The organism is Crocinitomicaceae bacterium, assembly GCA_016708105.1.
GTDB lineage: Bacteria > Bacteroidota > Bacteroidia > Flavobacteriales_D > Crocinitomicaceae > JADJGJ01.
Genome location: JADJGJ010000001.1, coordinates 191,883 through 205,611 on the forward strand (window position 1 = coordinate 191,883; position 13,729 = coordinate 205,611).

At 36.6% G+C, this 13,729-nt stretch carries 8 protein-coding genes; 4 read left to right on the forward strand and 4 right to left on the reverse strand.

What is annotated here, in order from left to right; all coding sequences use genetic code 11:
• The first annotated feature begins 695 nt into the window (after positions 1 to 695).
• From IPH66_00775 to IPH66_00785, 3 genes are all read left to right on the forward strand, one after another.
• The gene (locus IPH66_00775; GenBank protein MBK7127886.1) at positions 696 to 935 is read left to right on the forward strand and encodes a CopG family transcriptional regulator; all 240 of its coding nucleotides are present in this window, start codon (positions 696 to 698) and stop codon (positions 933 to 935) included.
• A 629-nt stretch (positions 936 to 1,564) separates the two neighbouring features.
• A complete protein-coding gene (locus tag IPH66_00780; protein MBK7127887.1) occupies positions 1,565 to 2,302 on the forward strand; it encodes a Fic family protein in 738 nt (245 codons plus the stop codon).
• A gap of 157 nt (positions 2,303 to 2,459) precedes the next feature.
• Positions 2,460 to 3,251 (forward strand): DUF2797 domain-containing protein, encoded by a 792-nt coding sequence (locus IPH66_00785; GenBank protein ID MBK7127888.1) that lies wholly within the window; start codon positions 2,460 to 2,462, stop codon positions 3,249 to 3,251.
• Positions 3,252 to 3,292: 41 nt separating this feature from the next.
• Here IPH66_00785 and IPH66_00790 read toward each other — a convergent pair whose 3' ends face one another.
• Together IPH66_00790 and IPH66_00795 are read right to left on the reverse strand one after the other, a co-directional pair.
• Positions 3,293 to 4,417: an ankyrin repeat domain-containing protein gene (locus IPH66_00790; GenBank protein ID MBK7127889.1), complete on the reverse strand. Its 1,125-nt coding sequence runs from the start codon at positions 4,415 to 4,417 to the stop codon at positions 3,293 to 3,295.
• A gap of 197 nt (positions 4,418 to 4,614) precedes the next feature.
• Positions 4,615 to 7,197, reverse strand: coding sequence for an adenosylcobalamin-dependent ribonucleoside-diphosphate reductase (locus IPH66_00795; GenBank protein ID MBK7127890.1), 2,583 nt, complete (start codon positions 7,195 to 7,197; stop codon positions 4,615 to 4,617).
• Between the two features lie 478 nt (positions 7,198 to 7,675).
• On the opposite strand from IPH66_00795, the gene IPH66_00800 reads away from it, so the two are divergent.
• Positions 7,676 to 8,629 carry a hypothetical protein gene (locus IPH66_00800; protein ID MBK7127891.1) on the forward strand — a complete coding sequence of 318 codons (954 nt, stop codon included), beginning with the start codon at positions 7,676 to 7,678 and terminating at the stop codon, positions 8,627 to 8,629.
• A gap of 96 nt (positions 8,630 to 8,725) precedes the next feature.
• Here the strand turns inward: IPH66_00800 and IPH66_00805 are convergent, their stop codons facing one another.
• Both IPH66_00805 and IPH66_00810 read right to left on the reverse strand, forming a co-directional pair.
• Complete coding sequence (locus IPH66_00805) at positions 8,726 to 9,877, reverse strand: hypothetical protein (GenBank protein ID MBK7127892.1); 1,152 nt, start codon at positions 9,875 to 9,877, stop codon at positions 8,726 to 8,728.
• A gap of 166 nt (positions 9,878 to 10,043) precedes the next feature.
• Entirely contained in the window at positions 10,044 to 13,529 is a 3,486-nt protein-coding gene (locus IPH66_00810) for a caspase family protein (protein MBK7127893.1), read from the reverse strand.
• Between the last annotated feature and the right edge of the window lie 200 nt (positions 13,530 to 13,729).

Here is a 13,729-nt window from a genome sequence, read left to right on the forward strand (position 1 = left end):
TCTTTTAACTCTGTTTTCTCGGAATTCAAGATTAAGGTTATCAGGGTTTTGTAAGTAATTATAAGTTTCGTGTATTAAATAAATTCCGGCTCCCATTAGCGGGTCGGAACTAAAGGCAAAAATTAATTTTAGAAAACACTTTTATTAATCTCGATGGAAAAACAATTGTCATGTTTAAAATAACGGTGTCACAGAATCGTTAGTCAATCTGAAACCAACAGTATGAAAATCATTTGTATAATAATTCTTGCAGTCGGACTTGCTTCTTGCCAAAAGGGAAAACGAGTAACAAAGGTCTGTCCAGAATTTATCGGTCATTGGAAAAATTTTTCAGCAAACGGCGGAATGCACTCGATTACCATTTTGACCAACGGACGAGGCTGTATACGGCTTGAATGACTATTATCCTCAACATGACAACAGCGCAGTGAGCCCTTGGATTGTGCAAGATGACATACTCTATTTCGGACGTTTGGGAACAAAAAGAGCTTTTAACCCTACCGCAGGCATAAACTTACACAACATAGGGGATAATAATGTAATGTTGTGTTTTGTCTGTTCAAATTTCATTACCGCGCCACGCAAATTTCTGTTGTTAAATTGTGTTGCGTAGTCGTTAGTGCCATAATCACCCGAAAATCGGCTGAAATATGCAATTGCAATTGGTGTATATTTACACCAGAACATAAATCAATATGAGACGACAAAGTATATCACTTACCGAACCGAACGACGAGTGGTTAAAAAGTCAAATTGACAATAAAGAATATTCAAGCAAGAGTGAGCTTGTTAACGATTTAATCAGACAAGCTAGAAGTCAGCAAAGAGAAATTGATTGGATTAGATTGAAACTTGAGAAGGCGGAACGAAATGGTTTCACATCAGATTCTCGTGTCCAAATTTTAAAGCAATCAAAGGACTTGCTCAATGAGTAAATACAAACTGAGCAATACAGCGAAAGATGACCTGATAAGAATCCATCATTACGGAGTGAAAAAATTTGGCGTTAAACAAGCTGATAAATAAATTCCTTCTTTGAGACAACAGCTGTTGATTTTTACGAAAACGTTTGGGGGAGCCGGAAATTTGATGTGAATAAGGAGTATTTAAAAAAATTTGAAATACAAAATGTTGGCAAGCAAATACACAATGAGCTGTGGATTCCCGCAGAAGAACTTGAAGAGTTTAATAACAATATTGTAGGACAAATTGAAATAACAAAATCATTTTATCCTACTGATAAATGAAAAGTTCTTGGTGCATGTACGTATATTTAAAATCACCAAGACAAAATCAATTTCCGATTATAAATTGCTCCTCTCCAATATCTGTCTGATCAATGCAGGCTTATCACCTCAGCTTCGATAAATTTCACACCGCAATTTTCTACCTCAAATTCACTTCGTAAAATCTTCAAAAAAAATCTGCACTGAAATGATATAATTGATTAATTTTAATCAGGCAGGTTGGATTGGAGTGATCAGGTTAATTCAGTGCTATGACAAAAAATTGGAATAACCTATATAAATGACATGATTGAATGAGAATAACTGAAAGGAAATATTTGGACGCATACAGAGAGGCTAAAGGGATTGAGATTTCTAGCTTGATTAAGGGTTTCGATTTTTCGGAAAATCGCGGTGGATTCGAGTATCTTACTAAAGCATCAGCAGTTTATTCATCTAATATTGAGGGAAATAGTGTTGATTTAAATTCTTTTATGAATTATGAAATGAATAAAGACAAATTCAAATCAGTAAAGGAAATTGATGAAATAGAGAATTTGATAGAGGCGTATGAATATGCTCAAACTAATGTTCTGAATGAAAAAAATTTATTGAATTGCCATAAAATATTTTCTGATACTTTTCTGATAAAGAGCAAAAGGGGAAAGTATCGCGTTGAACCGGTGGGTGTGTTTGGCACGGCAGGATTGGTTTATTTGGCAGTTGAGCCAGAATTCGTGGAAAGAGAAATGAAATTATTATTTCAGGATTTGAACGAATTAATTTTATCAAACCTAAGTGATAGTGATGTCTTTTATTTCGCGTCTCTCCTTCATTTGAAATTTGCACATATACATCCGTTCAGAGATGGAAACGGTAGAGCAGCCAGATTAATTGAAAAGTGGTTTGTTGCTGAAAAATTGGGACGTGATTTTTGGAAAATACCTTCAGAAGAATATTATAAAAACAATCAGAAGCAGTATTATGAAAGAATTAATCTTGGCGTGAATTATTATCAACTAAACTATGATAAGTGCGTTGGATTTTTAGAAATGCTGCCCAATTGTCTAAAATAAATATTCTATGCTATAATTACGGTTTTTTGAACTATTTTTCAGATGTGTGTTGAACATTATATGTTGGCATAAAAAAGTAAATTCTAACTTTGAAATCACGCACGAGATTGTTTTATCTGATGCTACTCATCACGCTTGAAAAGAATTTGCCTAAGCTATGGAAATAGAATTTAAAAAATTAAAAACAAATCTGAATTCGCACGTTGCGTATTGGATGGAAATTGAAGGTGGGGAAATTGATTTGAATGCGCAGATTGGAAAAAAAATCAAATTAACTTTTACGGGGAAAACGCGTTGTCAAGCATGCAGAAGATTCGTTAAAAAATTATTCGCCCAGGGATTTTGTTATGATTGTTTTATGAAATCTCCTGAAGCAAGTCCGTGCATTATTAATCCTGAATTATGTGAAGGTCATTTGGGTAAAGGGCGTGACCCGGAATGGGAATTATCACATCATGTTCAACCTCACATTGTTTATCTTGCAGTGGCGTCTGCATTGAAAGTTGGAGTTACCAGGGTGTCGCAAATTCCTACGCGCTGGATTGATCAAGGTGCGTCTTATGCCATTAAACTTGCAGAAACACCGTACCGAAAAATTGCAGGAGATATTGAAGTAGCACTCAAACAATGTTTCACAGATAAAACAAGTTGGCAAGCCATGCTGAAAAATGAATTGGGTGATTTTGATTTGGTACATGAAAAATGGCAAATTGAAGGCATTCTTCCTGCTGATCTTGCTCAATACATGTCAGAAGATGATACCATCACAGAGATTCATTACCCGGTTTTGGAATTTCCAAATAAAGTAAACAGTTTGAGTTTTGATAAAACAAATTTGGTTGAAGGCGTTTTAACCGGAATAAAAGGACAATATTTATTATTTGATCAAGGCCGAGTGCTCAACGTGCGCAAGCATGATGGGTATTTTGTTGAGGTTGAATTTTCGTAGACTAAAATGCGCTACTTTGTCACGTGATAAGATATGTTCAATTAATACCAACTCACTGCATATTTTTCATCCATCTCTTCAACAAAATCTTTTCCAAATACTTTGATTGCTTTCTTTCTATAAAATTCATTAAAGCGAATGTATTCAGGATCTTCATTACCAACATTAACAAAATGGCAAAGATCAAGAATAGCTTCGTAGGTTATTTTATTTTCGTTGAGTATGGTGAGATATAAAATGTGTACGTCTGCAAAATCCATGATGGTTCCGTCAAAATACATGAAATCACTTGCAGCAATTTCTTCTTTCATGATGCTCACCATGTCTATAACAATTTTAGTATAATTATAATTTACGGCATAATTCAGCGGCCATTGATTATTTTCATTTGAGAATTGCAGATCATTTTTATTCAAACTGTCTTTGATTAGAGAATAAATTTCAAAATTTCCTCCGGTTGCAAGGGAATACCAGATTTGATCACTTGCAGGCGCTTTCAGGGAGTAAAGGTATTGGAAGGTCAACATATTAGAATCCATAATTGCGTAGTCAAGTGCATTTCTTCCATAATTGTCTTCGCCATCCAATGAAAAATCGTGTTCAATCAGATACTGAATAATAGGCAATGATCCACCTTCTACTGCGGCGTGCAATAAGTGCGCGCCATTATCATTGCGAATACTCAGGGAAGATTTATCTGCCAATTCAAAAAACCATTTTTCAGATGCGTAAGCGGCCGCAACAAAAAGCGCACTTGCATTTCTGCATGGTTCACACGTCACTTCCAAGTCAGGTTGTAAGGCGTATAGCTTAGTTGCAAAATTTTCATTCTTAGAAGAGATGGAAACAATAAAGGCTTGGCTAACGGCATCATCCCAAACACCTGCTTCAATCATTTCATTTTCATGTGAGAGATAAAATTCAGCAATGGCATGTTGATTTTTTGCAACAGCGTAAACCATGGGATGCATTTCAAAATATATCCATGCACTTTCTCCGGGCGATTGCATGAAAAATTCAATTCCCATGTAGGTTTCAAAATTTCCACCTTTCTCATACCAAGCTTGCAGTTTTTCTATGTTTCCTGTGCTGATCCATTTTTGAAAATCTTGGGCTTGTGTGCTCAGCGTAATAATACAAAGTAATGAGAAGAGAAAAAATTTCATGGTATATATGATTTAAGGTTGAGGTAAGATAGTTATTTGTTGCCTAATCAGGGCAGATTAAATTTCAGCGAATTTACAAAAAAATCATGGGCAGAAAATTTGTGGTTTTACTGAGAAAAAAAAATGGCGAGCAGATTTCACCACTCGCCATTTTTTTCATTTAGTATGATCAGCCCCTTGCTGAATTATCGTTTGATTTATCCGCACTTGCTGTGTCCGCAACTTTTGCAATTGAGGCAACCCTCTTCATAAACCAAGCCTTCAGCATCACCGCAACTTGGGCATGATTTATCAGTGGCTTTGGTTCCGTCCGGAATAAATTGTTTCAATGTTCTGAGTACGCCATTTTTCCATGTATTCATGTGGTCAGAGTAAAGATTCAAATCTTCAATCAATTCAACTACACTTAAAATAGGCATACCATGACGCAATACGCCAGAAATTAATTTTGCATAGTTCCAATATTCTTTATTGAATGATCTTGATAATCCTTCAATCGTTACGCGGAAACCATCTTTGTCCATGTATTGAAAATCATATCTTGATGCGCCGGACTCTTCACGATTTTTAATTACCCAACCATCTTTTACATAAGCAGGCAGATAAAAAGAATCTTCAGCTTTACCGGTAAAAATTTCATACGGACGACCATTGAGCAAACCAACTACGCCAATCCATTTTTCATTTTCATTATTGAAGCGTACCACTTTTGCCATGAGACGTTCAGGGCGCGATGGTGCCTTAGTTTCAACGATTTCATCTGAATCAAATTGCTCAGTTTTTTTAGTATCAACTAAAACACCTGAACGACTTCCTTCACGATATACCGTAATTCCTTTCAAGCCTTTTTTCCATGCTTCTAAATAAATATCACCTACTTCACGCAAGGTAACATCAGATGGCAGATTGATTGTACTGCTGATACTGTGAGTAACATATTTTTGTACTACAGCCTGAATTTCTATACGTTTAATCCAATCAATTTCGTTGGCAGTTGAACCGTAATACGGACTAGCTTCTTCATTTTTTTCACCGGAAATTTCCATCCAGTTTTTAAGTTTCGGATGGTATACAGTGAACTCTTCCCATTTATCACCCATGTCATCTACAAAACTCACTTGCGCATTAGGTGAATTAGGATTTACTTTTCTCCGGCGTGTATAACTGAGTAAAAACACCGGTTCAATGCCTGATGAGGTGCGAGCAAGCATACTGAGCGTGCCGGTTGGCGCAACAGTAGAAATGCTGATATTCCTTCTTCCGTGACGCATCATGCGTTGATACAATTCAGGAAATTCTTTTTCCATCATTTGAACAAACTCAGATTGAATTTCTACGTCCGGTTCAAAGTCAGCAAATTTTCCACGTTCAATTGCCATATCCACTGAACTGTCAAATTCAGCTTCTAATTTTTTAGCCATGATTTTGTCAATGGTTCCAATTGAAGTTTCAGAATCATATTTTAATCCAAGTGCTGCAAGTGTATCGCCCAATGCGGTAAAACCAAGTCCGGTGCGGCGGCCGCGTTTACCAAAATCATAAAGCAGTTGCCATGTTTGACGTTCAACATCCTTCACGTAATCAGGTTCAGGATCCGTATCAATTTTATTCATGATGCGTTCGATGGATTCCAATTCAAGATCCACTAAATCATCTTGCAGACGTTGTGCTTCGTAGGTATAGCGATAGAATTTATCAAAATTAAATTTAGCTTGTTTAGTAAACGGAGCCTCAACAAACGAGTATAAGTTCACGGCAATTAAACGACAACTGTCACCCCCTTGCATGGCAATTTCAGAACAAGGATTAGTTGACGCATTTTTAAATTCAGGATACATTGAAGAGGTGCTGTAATAATGTTGTCTATCCCAAAAAATTAATCCCGGTTCAGCGGTATTGTGAGCACATTGAATGATGGTGTCCCACAATTCACGGGCGCGCACGGTTTTTGTAATTTTAGGTTCAGCACTATCAATAGGCCAACGATGCGTGTACTCGGTATCTTCAGCAACGGCTTTCATGAATTCATCACTAAGACGCACAGAAATATTTGCGCCGGTTACTTTTTTGAGATCTTGTTTGATGGTGATGAAATTTTCTACATCAGGGTGAGCGATATCCATAGTGAGCATCAATGCACCTCTGCGTCCGTTTTGTGCAACTTCACGGGTTGTGTTGCTGAAGCGTTCCATAAAACTAACAGCACCACTTGTTGTGCCCGCAGCATTACTCACGCTCATTCCCGCAGGACGAAGAGTACTCAAGTCAACTCCAACACCGCAACGTCTTTTAAACAGTTGCGTGAGTTGCTGATCAGTGTACATTACTCCACCGTAGCTATCATGAATGTTTGGTAACACGACACAATTACTCAAACTGGCAATCATGTGCGGATTACCCAGAGCGCTCATCACACTGCCTTGTGGAATGATGTAGTTAAAATCTTTGAACAGTTGGTAGATATTTCCTTCCACCAAATCTTCACGTTGTTGACCGTATTCTGATCTTAGTTTTGCACTGCCGTTGAGATACATATTATGTCTGTACTTCTCTTCTATGCGCGCAAATTCTACTGCCATTCTGCGGTGCATGTCATCAGGAGTTTTTTCTAGTAACTCGCCTTTCTCATTCCGCATGGCATATTTATTTAGCCAGGTGGTTGCTGCCAAATCATCGTTCTCAAAATAGGCAAGACTAGCTTCTAATGCATCTTCATACTTAACCGGTTTCAAAACTTTGATTGACATGGGTGATTTTAGTTTTTTTTCAATGAATGCCATAATCTTAATTGCAATATTTTTTTGTGATCAATAAAATTTCTCTTTGCTTGTTCAAGTATATTTAATAAACTGATACCAGCTATTTTGTTTACAATTATTTCATGAACTACTGAACGAAAATTTTTGTTGGTAAAACTGATTTTCATTTTCGCATTGCCGAAATTTTGGCACATGCAGATAAGCTGACGTATGTTGAAAAAAAGTTTCTGAAAAAATTCCTGTCTCTGTTCAAATCACGTTGATAAAAATTTATCACGGAATCATAGAATGAGTGCATGGAATTTTTAAGGTGAGGTTATTTTTAACGGAGATGCGAAATAATGATGAATAAAATTTTGTTTGAATAAATTAAAAGGATTACCGACAATATTTAATTTAAAAGAGGTCAGAATGGATTCACTCTTAAAAAACCATGATACAACTCATGATGGGAACAACTGAATTATTTTACATTTGGAATCTCATTAATCTAATTCTTATGAAATATAAAATTACCATTGGCCTAACATTGATTTTAATCAGTTTTAAAGGGATGTCTCAATTTACAAAGTGGACACCCACGGATATTGCTGCGTTGAAAAAAAGTACGCTGTATGTAGTGATGTACGAAAATTCTGGAAATACCGCATTGGATTCTTTTTGTACGAGTTTGAAAAGTTCTATGGAAAGTGAATGGTATTTTTCAGAGTTTGAATTTATAAATTACAAAGAAGTAGGTTCTAAAATTCAGGATCCGAATAATTATTTTATCGATTATCTATTTGCGTTTCGAACATCAACAATTGAAGGTGGTGGAGTTGGATCTACTTCCACCATGACCTTGAGCTACCTTCAGATATTCAGAGGAGAAGAAGTAAATGAGAATACAATTTCGCAAATAAGTGATGGAGAAATTGCTTATTTTACTGGTAAAGATAATTTTCTGATGCCGCTTAGGGCATTGTCAGAATTTCATTTATACGAGCACGAAATGGGATTCAATCTTAGGATGATACAGGATTTTTTGAAACGAATTGAAAAGGGAGAAAACTTTTCACCGAAACACGCTGTTACTGCTCCAAGTCCATTGCAGGTTACTTTGCATGATGAGATTAACATGAATGAAAAGATTTTAATAATCCAGGACAAATTTATTCAGGACAGGGTAGATAAGAGTTTTATAGAATCAGTGTATCCTTTTCCGTTTGAGATTTTAACGTCAGATGAAATTAGCGAGAAAATCAAATCAGAAGATCCAACATATTGCCTACTCCGAAACAGCCGATGTGGCACATACAATCTCTCTATGATTGTACAATTAAGTGATGCTCGTACTATCGGTTTCTTTGAGAAACACAACTTCTGGATTTATTATTCTGGACCAAAAAAAAGCTGGTATGAAAAGGCGTTTAAAATTATGTTTAAGGACATTAGTAAAAGCTATGGCCTCTAGTTCGGTAAATAATTATTCTGGGGTATTCGTGCAGTGTGCTTTTATGGCTGATATCACAGTCATTTTAAAATATTTTTGTCGGACAATAATGGTTCTCTATAAAAAAAGAGATACAAAAGCAATCACTATCACCGAAGCTAACATCAGCACAACCGAAACCATTCCAATGGCAATTCCTTTTGCAATTTTTTGAGTTTTATTCTGCTTATCCGAATTATTCACTTTATCATATTCATCTTGCAGCGCATAATTTTGATAGAATCGTTGACCACTATGTGCATTGGTTATCCAAAACTGAACAAGGTCCATGTCAGAGAGTTCTACTTTTATTTGTTCCTGATCAGAGGGAGTTAATGTTTCTTTGGGAAAGAACACAATCATTTTTTCTTTTTCAACTTCATTCAGTTTCACAGGTACAGGTGTTCCGGTTAATGTTTCAGTGCCATAGTTATAACTTACATCAGTTAATTCATAAATCTGATTATTTGATTCAAAGTAGAAACGATAGCCCTGATAAACGCCTGTCATAATTCTGCGCTCATAGTTATTAGAGGTCAGAGCCTCGGTTTCGTTCACATTGATTTGATTAGCGTGTGTTGAATCACTTTCAACATATGGTTGTACAACATACTCATCCGGATCAAGTCCTGAATTATTTTGAGAAGGGAATTGATCTTTTCTATTTTGATTGCGGATAAATATATTTTCAACATCTACATTTATTCGCCAATAATCAACATGCTGAATGCGTGTATCTGCAATCACAATTTCGTATTCAGGAAAATCAATACATTCATTCAAAAAGATGACAGAAACAGAATCATAGCGTGCTTTATTTTTTGTACTCAATACCGGTATACCAACAAGTTCTGTTTCATAACTTGGATTTTTCAATACATATTTTCTTTTATTGCAGACTAGGTAAATAGTGTAAGAATTTTCAATGGCCAATTGAATTTTTTGCCGGTTGAAATTTGTTGTATCGGTTGATGTTAAAAATAGTGTGTCATGAAACGGGTTGTTATTTTTCTGTTGACAGAATGGTTGATCTTCTGAATCATTCATGTCAAGCTGGTATACTGTTTTTGTATCCGATTTGTTGTTTTGATTTGCGTCAGAACTTGATTGGTTAAATTTTAAGTCAAGATATTTTCTTTTACAAAAATCATCGTGTTTCAAACCGGCACATGCCTGGAGGATGGTGATCAGAAAAAAAATTCCTTTTAACCGGAAGATTAAATTTTTCATAGCTGTCGTTTATGATCCAAAAGTAGAGGATCAATAAACACTGCTAAAATTGATTTCCGCCGACAGAAAATTTATTTGTGCTATGCGCAAAATAAAGATTTGATTATCATCGTCTGACAAGGGTGAAATTCAATAAGAAAGCTTGATAATACTGATATATGTGTGCTTACCAAAATCTGAAATCAAGCTCCAAATTCTGCATACGGGTGTTTGGAATTTGTTTACCGTTTGATAGTGAAGTTACTTTTGAAACAACATATTCTTGTAATTCAAGTAGCATGATAGAACCGTCTCCGTTGAGGTCAGCCGTGCGACTTTGCAAACCATTGAGTAAGCAATACGTGAATAATCCGTTTCTCCACTCATCACTTTCCATGGCAAATTCGGCACCACCGGCACTTGAAATAACGGTTGAACCCGTACCGCGGCGCAGATCGTTAAATAATTCGCCAGCCAATCGGCTTGGTGTTGCTCCGGTTTCTTTAGTCATAACTGCGTCTCCCACTGAGCGGAACGAAACATCTTCATTGCTTTCTTGTTCTTCAGTTGTTTCAACGAAAAACACATCTTCTTTATCTACTTCACCACTATGACAAGTGTCCATGATCAGAATTTTTTTATTGGCTTTGATTCCGTCAAGTATCCCTTCTAATTTTTCATACGCCAATCCTTTCACCGATGGGTTTGAAAAATCCATGTCATAGGTTCCGAAATAGTAATCAAAATTATTATCCAACACGCCGTGACCTGCAACAAAAACCATAACTACATCATCCGGTTTGCTGGTGCTTAAAAAAGTTTTCAATGCCTCTACATTGGTTGATGTTACATCTTGATTCAGGAGCGATTTAGATTTAACACTGTTGTAAACTCCATTGGCATTTTCAGAAAGAAGTGTTACCAAATCTTGGGCATCTTTCACGGCATAATTCAAATTATACCGGCTGTCTTTGTATTCTGAGGTTCCAATAGTAATTAAATACAAATCACGTTTTGGCTGTTCGCCTGTTTTTTCAACATAAAAAGTTTGCATTAGACTTTCATAACCTGCGCTGTTACGTGATGCAATTTGGACCTTGTTCAATCCAAAAATCAAAGGCACTTCTTCTGTAATCGTGAGCGAAGATTTGCTTGTAATAGGTTTTCCTTTTTTACCATACACCGGCACGTTGTTTACCCACACGTTGTATGAAATCAGTCCTTTGTTGTCTGCCATTTGTAAGTTCACGGTCACGGTAGACTTATCTGTCACGGCAGGAATACCGGCTGTGTTTGTAATTTTAGTCGTTGGAATATCGGTGAGTGAAACGGTAGTGGTTGGCTGCAATCCTAATTTTTTAATGCGTTTTTGATAAGCCATTTCATATAATTCCATCAAAGCAGTATCCGTGCAATTCATTTTTTTCAGCACCAGATCAGGTCTATTAAACACGGCATCAAATTGCTCAAACGGATACGCCCGATTACCTATGCGAAAGGTCACTAATTCATATCCCTCTTTTGAAACTTTGTAAAAATTTTCATGCGTTTTCATGATGTAGTTATCTCCATCTGCAACCATCAGCAAATCTTCTTTACCGGTTGAAGGGTCAATAATCATGAACTGACCGCTGCGGAATGTTATTCCAATTTTTCCGCCGGGGCTCACTGAAATATGTGTGATTTGTTTATGATCAGCGCGCATACCTTTTACGGTTTCGCCGGTCATTAAATTTTCAAACCAAATGTGTTCATCCGCAATGGTAATGGCATAGTCACTAGGCTTATCAAGGGGTACAGAATGTCCGTCAATTTTCAATTTATCATTTTGTAATTCACCAAATTTTGAGGTGTCATATCGTTTAACGCCAAACATTGAGTTGACAATCATGTATTTTCCGTCACTTGAAAAATTCACAAACGCACCACGAGAATAACCAAGGTTATCAGGCAGAATATTTTCAAAAACCAATTGCCAGGTTTCAACTTCATATACATAGGTTTTGCTGGTATTAAAACAAACAGCTAAAAATTTTCCATCAGGAGAAAATGCCAAAGAGTTAGCTTCAAATACAAAGCGTAAATTTCCGGCAGTTGGTGCAGGGGTTGGTAATTTGTCAACGAATTCAAAAGTTTCAAGGCTGATAATTGAGATGGCAGTATCGCCAGAACCTAAAACGGCGCAATATTTTTCATCAGGTGAAGTGAGAATTTGGTTGATGTTCATCTGATATGACCAAAGCGGACATTTATATTCCGGCTTGCGATTTTTCATTTCATACAAGCGTATTTCATCTCCATTTAATTTGGTAATTAGAAAATTTCCTTTAGATGAAAATTTGACAATTTCACGATCACCAAAACTTCTTTTTACAACGGCTGTTCCCACTTCTTTGGTCGTGTTTTTAATTCCGCCGGTGATATCACCTACGATGTTTCCGTTGCGTATGCGATTAAATTTATCCAATGGATTTGCTGTGAGCGAACTTAGATTTTTTCTCCGTGGCGGAATTTCACGTTTTGGTTCTATTAATTGAAACGTACCAAATTTTTCAGCCAGATTAAAATCCCAGAAGGTGAGGGTGCGATCTTCACCCAAAGTCACCACTTCATTATTTACGGGATGAAAATCAAACGTGTAAATTGGATTTACCTGACCACCTAATGTTTTTAAATGCGTACCGCGATTCATGTCCCATACGCGTATTACATTATCATTGGTGCGTGATTTTTGTGATTGCGTGCGTCTGAAACCGGTGCTTGCCACCGTGCTTCCGTCAGGACTGATGGTTATAGCATTCACCACTTCTGATGATTCATTTTCATCGATGCGTCCTTTAAATTCAAAAATGAGATTGCCCATTAAATCCCAAACTTTGATTTCTTTATTTTGTGAAGCGGTAACAAATCTGTTTTTAGCAACATTGGCATCAAACGCAACCAAGGGAGTTGCTGATGCAGTGAAGTGTTTACTTTGAGTAAGATCATTGATGTCCCATAAATGCACTAAGCCGCCACCGCCGGTAGTGATCAGATTTTGTCCGTCGTTATAAAATTTTAATCCCTTTACGGCGGCTACGTGAATTTTCTCATTTTTTTCAATCACGTTTGTGCTGAGGTTGAAGAGAATTACTTTACCACCCGCAGTACCAGCAACTAAATGTTTTGCTGAAACATCAATGCGGGTAAACGGCATCTCATCTTTAAACAATACTTCAGGATGTTGAATGTCATTTAATTTCCATTTATATACTTTGCCTCCCATTCCGGCTGCATAAAATAAGTTTGGATCAGTGGGTGAATTCACAAAATCTGCCATGGGTTCTTTGATGTTGACAGAGTCAATTAATTTCCAGTTAACGATGTCCCATACCATGAGCATTTCATCTTTTGCTGAAGTGTACAAAACAGTACCGTCCATATTGAAACCAATGGCGGTGGTAGCTGCATTGTGTCCTTCCAGCTTGCCAATAATTTTACCTGACATCACATCCCAAACTTTTACTGAATTTTCTTTGGCTGAACCTGATGCTATCAAAGTTCCGTCAGGACTATACGTGATAAGCGTAATCACTCCCTGAATTTTTTCTTGCGTGATTACTTCAATTTCTTGTGCGTATCCGGCAGATGCTCCCAGGGTAATGAGGGTAATAAGTAGCAGTACTTGTTTCATGTTCTAGATTTTTTCTGAGTTGAACTATTTATTTTGATCAACGGAATGTGATACACTTCATATTGAATTTTGTTCAGCATTCTTACACAAAGATAATGCCTAATCTCTTGATTACAATAGTGCTTCCAATTAGTTTACAATATTATCAGGCTTATAGTCGGTTGTTGCATCTGCGTGATGCATAGGTCAATCCTTTTAGT